Genomic DNA, 16,931 nt, shown 5'->3' on the forward strand with positions numbered 1-16,931 from the left:
GTCAGCCTCCAAACACGCGCTTCAGCGCATCGAAGCCGCCCTGGAACACGCCGGCGCCGATATGGCCGACGAGATCGGTCTCGCGCTCCGGCGCGCAGTCGAACTCGGCGGTCCACTCCACGAAGGTCTGGTCGCCGTCGGTGACGGGCGTCAGCCGCAAGGTCGCGACGTAGTTCTCGACGCCCATCGGGGATTCCAGGATCGAATAGGTGCAGAACATGTCGTAGTCCGAGAGGCCGAGCAGCTTCTCGCGGATACGGTCGCCGTTGCGTAGGCGAAAGTCCCTGACGCATCCGATCTTGTCGGAGGGCTCACCGCCCTCGATGCGGCTTTCGGCGATCGCGGGATGCCAGTTCGGCATTCCGTTGAAGTCGCGCACCCGCGCCCAGACGCGGTCGTTGCGCGCGTTGACGACGGTGGAGACGTAGACGCGGGGCATGGGTCAGACCTCAGCTCTTCTTGCGCGGACGGCGCTCGGCCGACGGCTCGCCGCCGCCCTCGGCAGCGGGCGGGGACGTGGCCTGCTTCTCGCCGCCGCCTTTGCGCGCGGACTCCTTGATGCCCTGCATGTCGCGGGCTTCTCGGATCAGGCCCGGCATCTTGGCGAGGCTGCCGCCTTCGACCCCGATGTCGGACAGGATGGAGTCGATCAGCGGCGCCTGGACGCGATAGCGCAGCGCCGAGTCGATGACCTCGTCGGTAGCGCTGCGGCCGCCATTGCCGCCGTGGCCATTGCCGTTGAGGCCGTCGACCTGGAGGATACGGATGCCCTCGATCTTCTCCATCGGCTTGACGCTCTCGCGCACGATGCCCTCGATCCGGTCGAGCAGTTTTCTACGGAACAGCGAGTAGCGGGCCTGATCGGTGAGCACGTTCTCGGCCTCGTTGAGCATCCGCTGCGCCTCGGCCTCGACCGCCGCGCGCACCCGCTCGGCTTCGGCGGCGATCCGGGTTTCCTCGGCCTGCTTCTCGGCGAGCAGCACCTCGACCGTCTTGCGGCGCTTTGCGATCTCGCTCTCGCGGGCGGTAATGACGCGCTCGCTCGCTTCCGTGGCTCGCATCCGCGCCTCCTCAGCCATTGCCTTGGCGGCGGACTCCTCCAGCGACTTCTGGTGAATGGCGATCGCCTTCTCCATCAAAACAGTCTCGACCTCCTTCTCGCGGTTGACCTCCAGCTTGCGCAACTCACGCTCGCGGCCGATACGGGCCTCATCCAGTCCCCGGTCGGAGGCGATGCGCGCGCGCTCCACTTCCTCGCGGGAGGCGATCTCGGCCTCCTGCAACGACTGGACGCGGGCGACCTCCAACTGTTCGATCGCGCGGCGGCGCTCGAGCCGGGCGGCTTCGAGAGCCTGCTCGCGCGAGACGTCGGTGGTCTCGACCTCCTTGCGGGCGACGATCTCGGCCTGTCGCACCTGGCGGTCGGCGTCGATTCGCTCGGACTTCTTGGCGGAGAGAGCGATGACGCGGTCTTCGTCCGCAATCTCGATCGCCTTCTTCTGCTCGATATTGAGCACCTCGCGCTTCTTGGACGAGTTGATCCGCTCGGCCTCCAGCGCGAGATCCACCACGATCCGTTGGCGCTCGATGGCATCGCGCCGCTTCAGTTCGGCGGCTTCCAACACGCCGGCTCGCTCGATTTCGAGCGAGCGTGTATCGCGCTCGGCCTGGATACGCTCGGCTGCCACCGCCTTCTCCTGGGCGATGCGCGCCGCCTCGATCGCCTCGCGGGAGGCAATGTCGGCTTCCTCGACGGCCCGGTTGCGGGCAATCTCCAGCGATCGGACGCGTTCCTCTTGTGCGATGCGCGAAGCTTCGGTGGTCTCGCGCGCGGCAATGCCGGCGACTTCGAGGGTCTGGTTGCGCTCGATCTCTAGCTGCCGCGTGTTCTGCTCGGCAGCGATGCGCTCGGCAGCGAGCGTCCGCTCGCGGGCGATGCGGGCGGCCTCGACCGCGCGCTGCGCTTCGATCTCGGTCTCCTGGATGGTGCGGACCTGCTGGATCTCCAGGGCACGGGTCCGTTCGTCGGAGGAGATGCGCTCGACATTGACGATCAAGGTCTGGGCGATGCGGGCTTTTTCTGTGGCTTCGCGGGCGGCGATCTCGGCCTCGTCGACGGCGCGGGTGCGCTCGATCTCGCGGCGGCGGGTCTCCTCTTCGTTGGCGATCCGGGCATCGGTCACGACGCGGTCCTGCTGGATACGGGCCTTCTCGATCGCCTCCCGGGCCGCGATCTCGGCTTCCTCGACAGTGCGCATCCGCTCGATCTCGCGCTGGCGGACCTCGCGCTCTGAGGCGATCCGCGTCGTATCGATCGAACGCTGGTTGGCGATCCGGGTCTTCTCGATCTCTTCGCGTGCCAAGAGCTCCTTTTCCTCGATGGTGCGGGTGCGCTCGATCTCCTTCTGCCGGGTCTCGCGCTCCGAGGCGATGCGGGCTTCCGCAATCGCTTGCTCGTTGGCGATCCGGGAGCGCTCGATGGCTTCGCGCGCGGAGATCTGGGCCTGCTCGGCCTCGGTCTCGCGCAGCGCGCGCTCGCGGGCGACCTCGGTGCGCTGAAGCGCGCGGCGCATCTCTATGTCGCGTTCCTGCTCGAGGCGCGCTGTCTCGCTTTCGCGCTCGATCTCGAGTGCCTGCCGCTCGGCCTCGAGATTGCGGGTGCGGATCTTGATCATCGAGTCCTGCTCGATGTCGTTGCGCAGCTTGCGTCTGGCCTCGATGTCCTCCATCAGCCGGGTCAGACCCTCGGCGTCGAAGCGGTTCGAGGGGTTGAAGAATTCGAGGTCAGTCTGGTCGAGATCGGTGATGGCGACGGATTCGAGCTCAAGGCCGTTCTGGGCGAGCGCCTCGGCGGCATTGGTCTTGACGCGCGCGACATAGTCGCCGCGGCGCTCGTGCATTTCCTCCATGGTCATTTCGGAAGCGACCGAGCGGATCGCAGAGATGAACTTGCCGGCCAGCAAGGCGTGCAGCTGCTCCGGCTCCATGGTGCGGCGTCCCAAGGTGGCGGCTGCGATCGAGACGGCGTCGCGGGTCGGCTGCACACGGACATAGAAGTCGGCTTCGATGTCGACGCGCATGCGGTCGCGGGTAATCACGGCGTCTTGCCGCGAACGCACGATGCCCATCGGCAGCACGTTCATGTTCACAGGCGTGTAGTCGTGGATGAAGGGCAGCACGAAGGCGCCACCATTGATCACCACACGCTCGCCGAGGAAGCCGGTGCGGACGAATGACACCTCCTTGGAGGAGCGGTGGTAGAGCCAGTTCACGATGTAGACGCCGACCACGATCACGATAACAGCGACGATCAGCCAGAGGATGAGCTCGCCGACCAGGATCCCTGACATGTTTCCCTCCCTCAATCTGACAGGCGTTATCGCGCGCCGATCGCCTTGAATTGACGTACCTGCTCCGTCAACGCCCGCTCCACCGGCAGCCGCTCCATCGAGGAGGCGCCGTAGAAGCCGTGGCAGTGGCGGGTGTTCTTCATGATGAAATCGGCGTCCGCCGGATCCGCGATCGGACCGCCATGAGCCAGCACCAGAATGTCCGGATTGACGCTGAGCGCGGCCGAGGCCCAGGTGTCGATCCGAGCTGGGCAGTCGTTCAGCTTCGGCGCGGTCTGGGCCCCGACCGTGCCGCCGGTGGTCAGCCCGAGATGGCAGACGATGATGTCGGCGCCGGCGATCGCCATCGCCGCGGCTTCCTTCTCGCTGAAGACATAAGGCGTCGTCAGCAGGTCCTTCTCACGCGCCTTGGCTATCATGTCGATCTCCAGCGCGTAGGACATGCCGGTCTCTTCGAGATTGGCACGGAAGATTCCGTCGATCAGACCAACGGTCGGAAAGTTCTGCACGCCGGCAAAGCCGAGCGCCTTGAGCTGATCGAGGAACATATCCATGTCGCGGAACGGATCGGTGCCGTTGACGCCGGCCAGCACCGGCGTCTTGCTGACCACGGGCAGCACCTCGCCGGCCATCTCGACCACGATGGCATTGGCGTCGCCATAGGGCATCAGCCCCGCGAGCGAGCCGCGACCCGCCATGCGGTAGCGGCCAGAATTGTAGATCACGATGAGATCGACGCCCCCGGCTTCCTCGCACTTGGCCGACAGGCCGGTGCCGGCGCCACCGCCGACGATCGGCTCGCCACGCTTCGCCATCTCGCGAAATCGCCGCAGAAGTGCTGCGCGTTCAAACCGGGCCATCGGTCACCTCGCTCCTCTCCGGCGCGCCCCGGCGCGTCCGAACAGCGTTCGGAACGCGGCTGTGATGGTCGAGGCGAACTCGGGATCGTTGATGTTCTGCTTGACGCGGATGAGCTGGCGATTGCCGTTCCCGCGAACGGTGCGCTCCAGCGCGCGGAACAGGGCGGCATCGGCCTCCTGATCCCAGAAGGGCTGGCCACGGGCATCGAGCGCGGAGACACCGCCCTCCGGCAGGAAGAAGCGCACCGGCCCGTCCATCTGGTTGAGCCGTTCGCCGATCCAGCGGCCCATGCGCTCGTTTTCTTCCACGGTCGTCCGCATCAAGGTCACCTGCGGATTGTGGACGTGGAATTTGCGTCCGCGATAGCGCTCGGGGATGGTGTCGGGCGCGCCGAAGTTGACCATATCGAGCGCGCCCACCGAGCCGATATAGGGCGCGCGGGTGCGGATAATCGCGCCGAAGCGATCCTCGGTTGCCGGAAACACCCCGCCCATCAGAAGGTCGCAGATCTCCGTCGTGGTGAGATCGATCACCCCGGCGAGCTGGCCGGAATCGACGAGCTTCTCCATCGAACGGCCGCCGACGCCAGTGGCGTGGAAGACGAGACATTCGAAGTCATCGCGCAGATCGGCCGTGATCTTCTGCACCGCGGGTGTGGTGACGCCAAACATGGTGATGCCGACCGACGGCAGCCCGGCGCTTGCTGCTCGCTCTATGGTCTCACGCCGATCCAGCCGTGCCTTGACCATGCCGGCGACAGCATTGGCGCCATTCGACAGCACCGCGCGCGAGATCGAGTTGAGGCCCTGCACGTCGGTAACAGAGTACATCATGGTGATATCGGCCGGACCGACATAGGGCGCGACATCGCCCGAGGCAACCGAGCAGACGATCAGCTTGGGCACGCCGACGGGAAGGACGCGCATCCCGGGCGCGACCAGCGACGCGGCGCCCGAGCCGCCGGCCGAGATCACACCGGCGATATTGCCTTGGCGCTTGACCCAGTTGGCGAAGGCCTCAGCCATCGCGGTGACGGCAGCACCCCGATCGGGGCCGAACACCGCCGCGCCGCCGCGACCGTGGTTCAGCGCGATCTCCTGGGCCGAGACATCGCAGGTTGCGTGCTTGCCGCTGGTGGAGACGTCGACGAGCCGCGTGCGCAACCCGCTCTCGGCGATGATGTCCCTGACAAAGCGGAGTTCCGTTCCCTTGGTGTCGAGCGTGCCGACGACCAGCACCGCGGGCGGTCCCGACGTCTGCGCCGTCACCGGCTCGCGCTTTCGCCGCGCGGTCTCGTCGAGGCGCGCGACTTGGGTCGAGAGCGTCCGCGCGGCGGCTTCGATGCGGCCAATCGGGACGGGCTGTGACCAGCGGGTCGGCGGGCTCGGATTGGAGACGTAGACCCGGATCGGACCGCTCGTGCGTGCAGGTTGTGGGGCTGCCTTGGTCTCGCCGCCCGCGGCCGGCGCATCGATGTCGGGGTCGAGCTCGGCATGCAGTCCGACACCAAGCAGGCGCTGCTGTAGCTCGCGGTCGGCGGACAGGCGCACCGAGTCGATGATCCGGTTGATGCGCCCATTGACCATGATCGCGACGTTGCGCGAAATCGCGGTGGCGACGCCGATGTTCTGCTCGATCACGAGGACGGACATGTCGCCGTCCTCGCCAAGCTGCAGCAGCATTTCCTCGACCTGGGCGACGATGACGGGCGCGAGGCCCTCGGTCGGCTCATCCATGATCAGCAGCTGCGGATTGGTCAAAAGCGCACGCGAAATCGCGAGCATCTGCTGCTCGCCGCCGGATAGTTGGCCGCCGCCATGATCCCGGCGTTCGGCGAGTCGCGGGAAAGTGTCGTAGATGCGCGCGACGGTCCAGGCGCCGGAGCGCATGCCGCCGGCAAGGCGAAGATGTTCGTCGACGCTTAGCGAACGCCAGAGCCGGCGGCCTTGCGGCACGTAGCCGACGCCGAGCCGCGCGATGTGCGCCGGCGGCCGCCGCGTGATGTCTTCACCGCGGACGCGGATCGAGCCGCCGCTCACCGGCACCAGGCCCATGATCGCCTTGCACAGCGTTGTCTTGCCCATACCGTTGCGGCCGACCACGGAGAACACGCCGGCGTCCAGCGTGAGGTCGACACCCTGCAGCGCGTGCGAATGGCCGTAATACACGTCGAGGCCCCGAACCTCGAGGGCGGCGGGGGCGCGGCGGGCCTCATTCATGGCCGCCTCCGAGATAAAGCTCCTGCACCTCGGGGTCGGACTGGATCTCCTCCGGCAGGCCTTCCTTGAAGATGCGGCCATTGTGCATCATCGTCACGCTCTCGACGACGCGCAGCGCTACGTCCATGTCGTGTTCGATGATGATGTAGCCGATATGAGCCGGCAGCGAGGTCAGGATCTCCACCAGTTCGGCGCGTTCGGTCGGCGACAGGCCGGCGGCCGGCTCGTCGAACAGCACGAAGCGCGGCGCGCCGGCGAGGGCCAGCGCGATCTCGAGCTGGCGCTGCTGGCCGTGTGCGAGTTCAGCGACGCGCTGGTCCTTCACGGCCGCCAGGTGCACGGCTTGGACCAGTCCGTCGGCCGCGTGCATCAGCGCGTCGTTCTGCCCCGGACGCAGGAACGAGAACCGGCCGCGCGAGACGCCGCGGCAGGCGAGATAGACATTGTCCTGCACGGTGAGGCCGGGAAACAGCGCAGAGATCTGATAGGTTCGTCTGAGGCCGCGGCGGATGCGCTCATAGGGCGGGTAGTGCGTGACGTCTTCGCCGAAGAAGCGGATTGTGCCGGAGGAGGGCGGGAAGTCGCCGGTGATGCAGTTGAACAGCGTGGTCTTGCCGGCGCCATTCGAGCCTAGCACGGCGCGCCGCTCGCCGGGACGCACGGTGATGGTGACGTCGGTCAGCGCCGCCAGAGCGCCGAACAGCCGGGTGACGCCGCGCAGCTCGAGTGCTGCACCCGATCCAACGGCGGAAAGGCGTTGCGCGACGCTATCCATGACCGCGCCCTCCGCTCGGGAGATCCGCCCGAGGACGCTGGTTCTGCCGCCAACGCTGCCACAGGCCGATCACGCCGTCCGACGACCAGAACACGATGGCGAGGAAGCCGAGCCCGATCAGTAGCCGGAAGCGGTTGCCGTCGAGCCCGATCTTGACCAGGAAGTCGAGCGCAAACGTGCGCAAGAGCACGAACACCAGCGCGCCGATATAGGGGCCGATCGGGCGGGTAATGCCGCCGACGACGGCAATGATGAGGATGTCGATGCAGGCGCCGACGCTCACCGAGCCCGGCGAGATCTGGCGATAATTCCACACTTGCAGCACGCCGGCGAGGCCGGCGATGAAGGAGGCGACGGCGTAAGCCGCGACGCGGTGGGCATTGACGTTGAAGCCGAGGGCGGCCATGCGGCGCGGATTGTCGCGCACGCCCTGTAGCGCCAGGCCGAACGGCGCGCGGGACATGTAGCCGACCGCGAAATAGCAGAGCGCGGCGACCGCGAGCACGACATAGTAGAAAGGAACGTCGGCCCGCCAGTCGACGCCCCAGAAATGCGGTGTCGAGACGTTGTTGATGCCGGTGTGGCCGTTGAAGATCGCCCAGTTCTGATTGGTGAAGTAATAGAACGCAGCTCCGATCGCGAGCGTGATCATGATGGTGTAGATGCCCTCGGTGCGCACCGCGAGCGCGCCGCCGAGCGTTCCGAAGATGGTCGCGAGCGTCACCGCCATCGGCACCGCCAGCCACCACGGCCAGCCCAGGCTGATATTGGCGTTGCCGCTGACGCCGAACACCGCGACCATGTAAGCGCAAAAGCCCGCGATGGTGAGCTGCATCAGGCTGACCATGCCGCCATAGCCGGCGAGCAACATCAGGCTGAGCGCGATGGTGCCGAGGATCAGCGTGGTCGCAAAGATCTCGATCAGGAAGAAGCCGTTGGCAATCAGCGGCATGATCAGGAGGATGGCCGCCACGATCCAGGCCGCGGGATTGTTGACGTCGGGCCAGCCACGCACGGACGGACGATGTGCCGCGGTGGCGGGCTTGTGAACCTGAATGCGGGCATCGTGGGTGACGGACATCTCAGCGCCTCGCCAGCAGGCCCTGTGGCCGAAGCGCAAGCACCAGCACCATGATCAGGAAGGTCACGACGATGGCGTAGGTCGGGATGTAGACCGAGCCGAGCTGCTCGGCGAGGCCGATGATGAGCGCGCCGAGCGCCGCCCCGGGGATTGAGCCCATGCCCCCGACGATCACGACCACGAGCGATGCGAGCAGGAAGCGGATGTCCTCGCCGGGCGAGAGCGACTGGAAGGTGCCGCCCACGACGCCCGCGATACCGGCAAGGCCGGCGCCGAGCGCGAAGACCAGCACGAAAACGATCTGGATGCGCACGCCGGTTGCGGCCAGGATGTCGCGGTCGTCGACGCCGGCGCGGATGATCATGCCGATCCGGGTGCGGTTGAGCGCCAGCCACATCGCGATGCCGATGATGACGGAAGCCAGGAAGATGACGAGCCGCACCAGCGGATAGCGCAAATAGACCGGCTCGCCCGAGGATTTCACGGCGGTGATGAGCGGCAGCTCGATCGGGCCGATCAGCCAGGTCGGAGTCTGGATCTGGTAGAAGTCGCCACCACAGGCCCACAGCATGAGATCGGCGAACACGATGGAGAGCCCGATCGTCACCATGGTCTGGCGTAAATCCTGTCCCTCCATGCGGCGGAAGACCAGCACCTGGAGCAGGACGCCGACCAGCGCCGTCAGGACAAAGGCCACGATGAAGGAGAGGATCCAGGACCCGGTCGAGGCGCTGATGGCGTAGCCGACATAGCCGCCGAACAGATAGAGCGAGCCGTGCGCGAGATTGACGTTGCGCATCAGGCCGAAGATCAGCGTGAAGCCGCTGGCCACGAGGAAATAGAGACCGCCGAGCGTGATGCCGTTGAACAGCGCGTTCAGGAACACCCGCTTGCGACCGATGGCTTCTTCAAGGCCGGGCGGCCACACCGCGAAGATCAACCAAAGTGCCACTGCGATCGCAATGATGACGACAAGTGCCCAGGCGGGATGACGCTCCACAAAGCGGGTCATGGCGTCGCCTCGCTCCGTTTGCGACGGTCGCCATCACACCTCGGATCCAGGTCAGACAGCCCCGTGCAGGCTGCGTACCTCGCCATGGATTTGCGTCCTCCCGGGACTGAAGCGATCCTCTTGCCGGGATCGCGTTCCACCCATCCTAGTGGGACGGCGCGGGAGGCACTTGATCGTGAGTATCTTTTCGCGCGCCCGTCAGCCGCGCAAAACCTTGGCCGCGCGGCGATAATCGGTTGGCGCCATGCCGACATTGGCAGCAAAGAAGCGGGTGAAGCCGCTCTGCGAGGAGAAGCCGAGATCGAAGCCGATATCGGCGATCGGCGCTTCGCTCGCGACCAGCGCCTCAAGCGCCTGCTCCATCATCAGCGTGTTGAGATAGAGGTGAGGGGTAACGCCGGTCTGGGTGCGGAATAGCCGGTAAAAATGCGGTCGCGACAACCCGGATTCGCGTGCGATGGTGTCGAGCTCGATTTCAGCGCCAGGGCTCTCCGACATCATCTTGATGCACTTGCGCACGCGAAAATCGGTAACGGAACCGTTGGCGCGTGGATCGCGCGCAAGTTCGGCCTGCTGCCAGCTTTCATCGTAGCAGACGTCGATCAATCGCCGCAGCTCGCCGTCGAGACTGTTCAGCGAGGGTGCGCCGCACACAAGGGCGGCGGCGTGTCTGATAAGCTTGTCCAGAGCGACCGATCGCCGGAATTGAGTGCGCCCGAAGCGCAAGCGTTCGGCGCCCGGCGCATCGGGGGCGAACCACTCCGGATTGACATAGAGCACGAAGAAAACGGCGCCGACGTCAAGGTCTGACGGCAGGAAATTATGCGGCTCCCACGGATTGACCGCGACGACGGAACCTTCAGCCAGTTCGTAACGTCCATCGTTGACATCGATGCATGCGGCACGGCCCCCGACATGGAAGATCAAATGACCTTCGCGATGCGCGTGGATGTTGAAAGGGCGGTTCAATTGGTAGACCGTCGCCCGGCCGAAGCGGCCGTGGAAGACGGCGAGCGCCCGGCTCATGCCTTCCCCTCCCTGGAGCTTTTTTCTTTTTTACAGCCTTCAACAACCTGGGAGAGAATGCAAGAGCGCGCGATCTCCGCGCTTTGCAAATCTCTCCCATCAGTCTCAGTGTCGCAGTAGGATTACGTCAGTACTTCTTACATTCTGGCACTGTACGGCTTGGCAAACCGATCTTGGCGAACACTGCAGGGTCGTAGCCCAGTGTCTGGTTGACGTTCGGGATCACCTTCACGACCTTCGAGAACAATGCGCCCTTGCCGTCGTCGACGACCTCGGTGACGAAGTTGGTGCCGATGGCCTGGCGGTTCGCGTCGAGCTTGATCTTGCCGTTGGGCGCGTCGAGCTCGATCTTGGCGAGGGCTTCCTTGTACTTGGCCTGATTATTCGACAGGTCGCCATTGACCTGACGCAGCGCCAGGATCAGCGCCATGGTCGAGCCGTAATAGTTGGTGGCGAGCAGCGATGGGCTGGGGAAGCGCTTGTTGGGCGGGAAGGCGTCCTGATAGTCCTTCACGAACTTCTGCCAACCCGGATCTTCCCAGGTGTCGGCCTGGCCGCTCGCCGCCAGCGTGCCGACCAGCGCTTGCTTGGCATTGCCCTTGGACGACAGGATGGTCTGGTCGATCATGATCGAGCCGCCCATCAGATGCGCCTTGCCGCCGGCCTGCTGGTACTGGTTGAGGAAGTTGACGGCGTCGGCGCCGCCGAGCCCGAGATAGATGGCATCGACGTCATCAGGCAGCGCTGCAATCACCGAGGCAAAGTCCTTGGTGCCGAGCGGCACCCATTGCCGGTTGGTCACCTGTCCGCCGGCACCGCAAAACTCGAGCACGAGGCCGAACACCTGCGTGTAGATGAAGGAGTAGTCCTCGCCGACGGTTGCGATCTTGCGATAGCCCTTGGTTTCATAGGCATATTTGCCGAGACCCACCTGCCACTGCGCGCCGTCCATGTTGTAGCGGAAGAAGTTCGGAGCCGGATCGACATAGGTCGTCTCCTGGGCGCCGGAGGCCGCATTGATGAACGTCAGCTCCGGATGGGTCTTTGCAAAATTCTTGACCGCGATGCCTTCGTCGCCCGAGAGCGGCGACAGCAGGATCTGCACCTTGTCCTGTTCGATCAGCTTTCGCACGGCACGGACGGCGGAGTCCGGTGTCGCATCGGTCGAGGCGATGACGAATTCGAGCTCCTTGTCGCCGACCTTCTTGCCGAGCACGTTGAGTGCTGTCTGAAAGCCGCGGATGCCATCCTCGCCGAGCACGGTGTAAGTGCCTTCGAGCGTCGCGGTGACGCCGACCTTGATCTTCTCCTGCGCGAAGGCGGTACCCGACAATAACAGGCTGCTCAACGCGATCAGTCCTAGACTGCTTTTCAACATTGGTCTCCTCCCTGGGGCGTTCTTGTCGCTGTTTTTTCCCGCTCCCCGCGCGTCCGCCGCGCGCTGCGGCGTCCTGGCGAGGCGACGGTTCTTCGACGGCTTCTTGGGATGAAGGCTAACCGAACTCGGATGCAGCGCACGCGTTGGAGCCCTGCGCGGCTTAACGGGCAGTCTCATTTTGAATGGTGCATTGCAAATCATCCCGCGGTGCAATCGCACGCAGATCGGACAACGCCACGAAGTTACGCGCCCCCACGATCGCGGTGCAGCAGTGGCTGTCCGTCGCGCGCACATGTTCGTTCCGGGAGCAGAGTAAATAACTGAAATTGGACGGCTATGCGCGTCCTACGACACTATCGGGAATCCTGCAGGAACTATCCGGGAGAGCTGCAATTGTCAGGCCGGAAGGGATTTGGAGGAGGACTGAAATGAGCCAATTAATCTATTTGATCGGCCTGATCGTAGTGATCCTGGCAATCTTGTCGTTTTTCGGATTGCGCTGAGGGCATCGACCATGACGATCGAAGCCCCCACACTCGTCGAAGACGAAGCGCTGACGATCTCCGAACAAGGGCGATATATCCAATGGACGCCTGTTGTCGCCGGGGCTTTCGCTGCGACGGCATTCGGCTTCGTTCTGGTAACCTTTGGCGTCACGATTGGACTTGGCGTCAGCTCGGCCTCGCCGACATGGCGAGATGCGTCTGCCGCGCTCTCGCTGCTATCCGGACTTTATCTGATCCTGCAAGCGATCGTCAGTTTTGGCCTCGGCGGCTACATCGCAGGGCGCGTTCGCCGCGGGGTGGTTGCAACGAACCCCACGGAACGGGAAGCGCGCGACGGGCTGCACGGGCTCACGGCATGGGCGCTTGCGGTCCTGCTGGGCGCGACGCTGGCGGGTATCGTGAGCGCTGCCACGGTGAACCGCCTGTCTTCGTCCGCGAGCGTGGGCAACAGGACGACCGCCGAGCCGCTTCTGAGCTACGAACTCGATCGGCTGTTCCGTGCGCCACGGCGAGCGGCAAATGTTGATATGACCGGCGAGCGCGCCGAGGCTGGTCGAATCCTCATGACGTCGTCGAGCCATAGCGGTGTCGCTGCGGACGACCGAACCTATCTGGTCCAGCAGGTCCAGGCGCTGACCGGATTGCCGGCCGGTGATTCCGAACGGCGCGTCGATCAGGCGATTGCGAACGCGAAAACGGCGATCTCTCACGCGCGCCGCAGCACGGTCATTCTCGCGTTCTCATTGGCTGCTGCCACACTGCTCGGCGCCATCAGTGCGTGGGCCGCAGCCGTCGCCGGTGGGCGACACCGGGATGGCGAACCGCTCCCGGCGTGGATGGCATTTCCTGATCACTTCGAGCCAAGGAAAACGGCGGTGCCTTAGCGCAAAGCCGCCGTTCCGCCGCAGCTGACCGGATGACGTATCGCTATTGGTCGTGAATTCCGCCGAAATGGCTGAAGACCTCGAAGTCTTGCCCGCGTGCGATGCCGATCAGCGTGATGCCGCTGGCCGCGGCCGTGCGTATGGCAAGCGCCGTTGGTGCCGAAACTGCAACGATGAATCCAGCGCCGATCGCGGCAGTCTTCTGGACCATCTCGACCGAGATCCGGCTCGTCAGGATGACGGCACCCGAATGCCCCGGTATTCCCGTTGCGGCGAGGGCGCCGGCGAGCTTGTCGAGTGCATTATGGCGGCCGACGTCTTCGCGGACGATCATGTCGTCGGCGTCAGGCTGGAAAAATCCGGCGGCATGGGTCGCGCGGGTCGCCTTGCCCAGGATTTGTGATGCGGCGAGGGTCTCGACCGAGCGACGAATGTGTTGCGGCGTGAGATCGATATGCCGCTCGAGGCGCCGAACCTTCGCACTGACTTCGCGCAAGCTTTCGATGCCGCACAGGCCGCAGCCGGTCGGCCCGATCAATCGCCGCCGCCGCTCTTTCAGCTGTCGTCCAGCCCTCGGCCGCAGCCATAGACGCAGCTCGATTCCGTCGGGGCCGGGAACCACCGTGAGTTCGTTGATCTCTCCCAAATCCTCGATGATCCCCTCGGTCAGGCTGAAGCCGATTGCGAAGTCGGCGAGATCGGCAGGCGTCGCCATCAGCACCGCGACGGTCGTGCCGTCGTAGACCAGTGCGATCGGGCTCTCCTCGGCGACCGAGCGGTGGCCGAGCATGTGGCCTGATGTGAGCCGAAGCATGTTGACGGAAGATGGGGAGGCGCGCAGGCGATCGCGCCAGTCGATTTGCGAGCCGTGCATGATTGTTCATCCTAGCGACGGTCTATCGACGCGCGGCGCGCGCCATGGTTCCGAAAGCTTAGGAACCAGCGATTGTTTCTCATGTTTTGCGAAAGGGGCTTGCAGCTGAAGGGCCCGGCATGCGGCAGAAAGCAAAAGTCGAGACTTACGATGCTCCGGCCGGCGGCTGGGGATCGGTCAACGCAGTCGTTCACATTCTCACGCAGGAAGAAGTCGCGATCCTCGGCAGCGAGATCCTGATGAAGCAGAACAAGCCGGGCGGCTTCATGTGCGTGAGCTGTTCCTGGGCCAAGCCCGCAAGTCCACATCCATTCGAATTCTGCGAGAACGGCGCCAAGGCCACCGCGTGGGAAGTCACAGGCAAGACGGTCACGCCGGAATTCTTCGCCCGGCATACACTGTCCGAGCTACGAACCTGGTCCGATCATCGACTGGAAGAGCAGGGGCGGCTGAGCCATCCGATGCGCTACGATTCGGGCAGCGACAAATACGTCCCGGTCGAGTGGAGCGATGCGTTTCGCGACATCGGCGCCGAGTTGAACAAGCTCGATCCGCATTCCGTCATCATGTACACGTCCGGCCGGGCCTCGCTGGAAGCCAGCTACATGTACCAGCTGTTCGGCCGGATGTACGGCACCAATAATTTCCCCGATAGCTCCAACATGTGCCACGAGACCACGTCCGTGGCGTTGCCGCAGGTGATCGGGGTGCCGGTCGGCACCGTGCAGCTGAAGGATTTCGACCACACCGACTGCATTTTCTTCTTTGGACACAACACAACGACGAATGCCCCGCGGATGCTGCATCCGCTCCAGGAGGCAGTCCAGCGCGGCGTCCCGATCGTGACCTTCAATCCGCTCCGCGAGCGCGGACTGGAGCGTTTCGTCAATCCTCAAAACCCGCTTCAGATGATCGCGGGAGGCACACGCATCAGCTCGCAATATCATCAGGTCCGCGTCGGCGGTGACGCCGCGGCGATATCTGGGATTTGCAAATGGGTGATCGACGCGGACGATCGCGCCGTCAAGTACGGTGAGCCGCGGGTGGTCGACGCCGATTTCATCGCGCAGCACACCTCCGGCTTCGAGGAATTCGCCGCGTTCTGCCGCGGCCAGGACTGGAACGAGATCGAGCGGGCGTCGGGCCTCACGCGGTCGGCCATGCTCGAAGCCGCGAACGTCTATATGAAGGCCAACGCCGTGATCGCTAATTACGGCATGGGCGTCACGCAGCACAAGCACGGCGTCGAGACCACGAAGATGATCGTGAATCTGCTGCTGCTGCGCGGCAACATCGGCAAGCCGGGAGCAGGCATCTCGCCGATTCGGGGCCATTCCAACGTCCAGGGCCAGCGGACGGTCGGCATATCCGAGAAGACGAAGCTCGTCCCGCTCGACAAGCTTGCGGAGCTCTACGGGTTCGAGCCGCCACGGTGGGACGGTCTGTCGACGGTGGATGCCTGCGAGGGCATTTTGAAGGGCGATGTCCGTGGCTTTGTCAGCCTGGGCGGCAATTTCGTGCGCGCAATTCCTGACCGCTCGCTGATGGAGCCGGCTTGGTCGGGTCTGCGGCTGTCGGTGCAGATCGCGACAAAGCTCAATCGCAGCCACATCGTGCCCGGCGAGGTGACCTATCTGCTGCCATGCCTCGGCCGGATCGAGATCGATGAGCAGGCCAGCGGCGCCCAGGCCGTGTCGATGGAGGATTCCACGGCCTGCGTTCACGGCTCACGGGGCCAGCGCAAGCCGGTGACCGAGCACGCCCTGTCCGAGCCGGCGATCATCGCCGGTCTCGCCAAGGCAACCCTCAAGCCGAATCCCTGGGTCGAGTGGGACGCCTGGGTCGCCGATTATTCGCTCATAAGGGACGCGATCGAGCGGACCTATCCCGACCAATTCAAGGATTTCAACCAGCGCATGTTCGAGCCCGGCGGCTTTCCGCGGCCGCTGGCGGCGCGCGAACGCAAATGGAAGACGCCGAACGGCAAAGCCAATTTCACCGTTCCCAAGGCGGCATTCGCGCCCCCGGGAGAAAACGATGGTGTCTATGAACTGATGACGATGCGCGCCGACGGACAGTTCAACACGACGATCTATACCGAGGACGACCGCTTCCGCGGCATCCAGGGCAGCCGTTACGTCGTGCTGATGAATCCCGCGGACATGGAGGCGGATGGACTGAAGGCGGGCGACACTGTCACGCTGGTCACGGAGGCCAATGACGGTGTGGAGCGCAGTCTCAGCGAGCTCCAGGTCGTGCCCTACGGTATCCCGGGCCGGAGTCTTGCCGGCTACTATCCCGAATGCAACGGGCTGATCCCGCTATGGCACTACGCAGAGGGCAGCAAGGTGCCGGCCGCAAAATCCGTTCCGGTGCGACTTTTCAAGGACATGGTGCCCGAGATCATCGAGGGCGGAGAGATGCCGATCTCGGCGACGTAGCCGGGACCGGAACGTGTTCGCAACGTCACGAAGCGGGGATTGAAATGAAATCGAAGACGTTCAACGACGGCGCGGAACGAACCTTTGTCCTGATTCTGGACCAAGGGGAGGAGGCCTTCAGATCGATCACGGAATTCGCCGAACGCGAGAAGATCACGGGCGCCTCGATATCGGCGATCGGGGCGTTCTCGCAGGCGAAAGTCGGCTGGTTCGATTTCGCGGCCAAGACATACAAGCCGATCGAGGTCCGCGAGCAATGCGAGGTGCTGAGCCTGCTGGGCGATGTCGCTCAAGGCGATGACGGCAAGGCCAGCGTGCACCTTCACGCCGTGCTCGGCTTGCAGGACGGCACTGTGCGCGGAGGCCATCTGCTGTCGGGATCGGTGCAGCCGACACTGGAGGTGACGATCACTGAGGCCGTGGTTCATCTCCGCCGCAAGAAGCGACAGGACCTTGGGATTGCGCTGATCAGCATCTAGTCCGGAAGGTCCGGGAGGCTGCCTTGATCGACGGGCTTGTCACTG

General features: G+C 64.6%; 13 protein-coding genes. 3 read left to right on the plus strand and 10 right to left on the minus strand.

What is annotated here, in order from left to right; genetic code table 11:
• Position 1: 1 nt before the first annotated feature.
• The 9 genes from ACVIIW_RS22805 to ACVIIW_RS22845 form a co-directional block, all read right to left on the minus strand.
• Positions 2-439 (minus strand): SRPBCC family protein, encoded by a 438-nt coding sequence (locus ACVIIW_RS22805; RefSeq protein WP_456702780.1) that lies wholly within the window; start codon positions 437-439, stop codon positions 2-4.
• A gap of 10 nt (positions 440-449) precedes the next feature.
• Positions 450-3,350 (minus strand): flotillin domain-containing protein, encoded by a 2,901-nt coding sequence (locus ACVIIW_RS22810; RefSeq protein ID WP_456702781.1) that lies wholly within the window; start codon positions 3,348-3,350, stop codon positions 450-452.
• 26 nt (positions 3,351-3,376) lie between these two features.
• Positions 3,377-4,210, minus strand: a complete 834-nt coding sequence (locus ACVIIW_RS22815; RefSeq protein WP_456702782.1) for a phosphoenolpyruvate hydrolase family protein — start codon at positions 4,208-4,210, stop codon at positions 3,377-3,379.
• Positions 4,211-4,213: 3 nt separating this feature from the next.
• On the minus strand, positions 4,214-6,430 hold the full coding sequence (locus tag ACVIIW_RS22820) for a Tm-1-like ATP-binding domain-containing protein (protein ID WP_456702783.1): 2,217 nt from the start codon (positions 6,428-6,430) through the stop codon (positions 4,214-4,216).
• Positions 6,423-7,205, minus strand: coding sequence for an ABC transporter ATP-binding protein (locus tag ACVIIW_RS22825; RefSeq protein ID WP_456702784.1), 783 nt, complete (start codon positions 7,203-7,205; stop codon positions 6,423-6,425). The genes ACVIIW_RS22820 and ACVIIW_RS22825 overlap by 8 nt, the downstream gene beginning before the upstream one ends.
• Positions 7,198-8,286, minus strand: a complete 1,089-nt coding sequence (locus tag ACVIIW_RS22830; RefSeq protein WP_456702785.1) for a branched-chain amino acid ABC transporter permease — start codon at positions 8,284-8,286, stop codon at positions 7,198-7,200. Before ACVIIW_RS22830 ends, ACVIIW_RS22825 begins: the two co-directional genes overlap by 8 nt.
• A gap of 1 nt (position 8,287) precedes the next feature.
• Entirely contained in the window at positions 8,288-9,298 is a 1,011-nt protein-coding gene (locus ACVIIW_RS22835; protein ID WP_456702786.1) for a branched-chain amino acid ABC transporter permease, read from the minus strand.
• Positions 9,299-9,496: 198 nt separating this feature from the next.
• Positions 9,497-10,324, minus strand: coding sequence for an AraC family transcriptional regulator (locus ACVIIW_RS22840; protein WP_456702787.1), 828 nt, complete (start codon positions 10,322-10,324; stop codon positions 9,497-9,499).
• 127 nt (positions 10,325-10,451) lie between these two features.
• Complete coding sequence (locus tag ACVIIW_RS22845; protein WP_456702788.1) at positions 10,452-11,702, minus strand: ABC transporter substrate-binding protein; 1,251 nt, start codon at positions 11,700-11,702, stop codon at positions 10,452-10,454.
• Between the two features lie 514 nt (positions 11,703-12,216).
• Between ACVIIW_RS22845 and ACVIIW_RS22850 the strand changes: the two genes are divergently transcribed.
• Positions 12,217-13,092 (plus strand): hypothetical protein, encoded by an 876-nt coding sequence (locus tag ACVIIW_RS22850; protein ID WP_456702789.1) that lies wholly within the window; start codon positions 12,217-12,219, stop codon positions 13,090-13,092.
• Between the two features lie 43 nt (positions 13,093-13,135).
• On the opposite strand, the gene fdhD is transcribed toward ACVIIW_RS22850, so the two are convergent.
• Positions 13,136-13,906: a formate dehydrogenase accessory sulfurtransferase FdhD gene (gene fdhD, locus ACVIIW_RS22855; protein WP_456705234.1), complete on the minus strand. Its 771-nt coding sequence runs from the start codon at positions 13,904-13,906 to the stop codon at positions 13,136-13,138.
• A gap of 179 nt (positions 13,907-14,085) precedes the next feature.
• On the opposite strand from fdhD, the gene ACVIIW_RS22860 reads away from it, so the two are divergent.
• Both ACVIIW_RS22860 and ACVIIW_RS22865 read left to right on the plus strand, forming a co-directional pair.
• Positions 14,086-16,407 (plus strand): FdhF/YdeP family oxidoreductase, encoded by a 2,322-nt coding sequence (locus tag ACVIIW_RS22860; protein WP_456702790.1) that lies wholly within the window; start codon positions 14,086-14,088, stop codon positions 16,405-16,407.
• Positions 16,408-16,451: 44 nt separating this feature from the next.
• The gene (locus ACVIIW_RS22865; protein WP_456702791.1) at positions 16,452-16,886 is read left to right on the plus strand and encodes a PPC domain-containing DNA-binding protein; all 435 of its coding nucleotides are present in this window, start codon (positions 16,452-16,454) and stop codon (positions 16,884-16,886) included.
• Positions 16,887-16,931 lie beyond the last annotated feature (45 nt).

It is taken from the genome of Bradyrhizobium sp. USDA 4449, assembly GCF_054056275.1.

What these genes read in the sequence shown, in the direction of transcription:
- ACVIIW_RS22805 (WP_456702780.1), bottom strand. Translation starts at nt 439, where the DNA reads ATGCCCCGCGTCTACGTCTCCACCGTCGTCAACGCGCGCAACGACCGC.
- ACVIIW_RS22810 (WP_456702781.1), bottom strand. Translation starts at nt 3,350, where the DNA reads ATGTCAGGGATCCTGGTCGGCGAGCTCATCCTCTGGCTGATCGTCGCT.
- ACVIIW_RS22815 (WP_456702782.1), bottom strand. Translation starts at nt 4,210, where the DNA reads ATGGCCCGGTTTGAACGCGCAGCACTTCTGCGGCGATTTCGCGAGATG.
- ACVIIW_RS22820 (WP_456702783.1), bottom strand. Translation starts at nt 6,430, where the DNA reads ATGAATGAGGCCCGCCGCGCCCCCGCCGCCCTCGAGGTTCGGGGCCTC.
- ACVIIW_RS22825 (WP_456702784.1), bottom strand. Translation starts at nt 7,205, where the DNA reads ATGGATAGCGTCGCGCAACGCCTTTCCGCCGTTGGATCGGGTGCAGCA.
- ACVIIW_RS22830 (WP_456702785.1), bottom strand. Translation starts at nt 8,286, where the DNA reads ATGTCCGTCACCCACGATGCCCGCATTCAGGTTCACAAGCCCGCCACC.
- ACVIIW_RS22835 (WP_456702786.1), bottom strand. Translation starts at nt 9,298, where the DNA reads ATGACCCGCTTTGTGGAGCGTCATCCCGCCTGGGCACTTGTCGTCATC.
- ACVIIW_RS22840 (WP_456702787.1), bottom strand. Translation starts at nt 10,324, where the DNA reads ATGAGCCGGGCGCTCGCCGTCTTCCACGGCCGCTTCGGCCGGGCGACG.
- ACVIIW_RS22845 (WP_456702788.1), bottom strand. Translation starts at nt 11,702, where the DNA reads ATGTTGAAAAGCAGTCTAGGACTGATCGCGTTGAGCAGCCTGTTATTG.
- ACVIIW_RS22850 (WP_456702789.1), top strand. Translation starts at nt 12,217, where the DNA reads ATGACGATCGAAGCCCCCACACTCGTCGAAGACGAAGCGCTGACGATC.
- fdhD (WP_456705234.1), bottom strand. Translation starts at nt 13,906, where the DNA reads ATGCTTCGGCTCACATCAGGCCACATGCTCGGCCACCGCTCGGTCGCC.
- ACVIIW_RS22860 (WP_456702790.1), top strand. Translation starts at nt 14,086, where the DNA reads ATGCGGCAGAAAGCAAAAGTCGAGACTTACGATGCTCCGGCCGGCGGC.
- ACVIIW_RS22865 (WP_456702791.1), top strand. Translation starts at nt 16,452, where the DNA reads ATGAAATCGAAGACGTTCAACGACGGCGCGGAACGAACCTTTGTCCTG.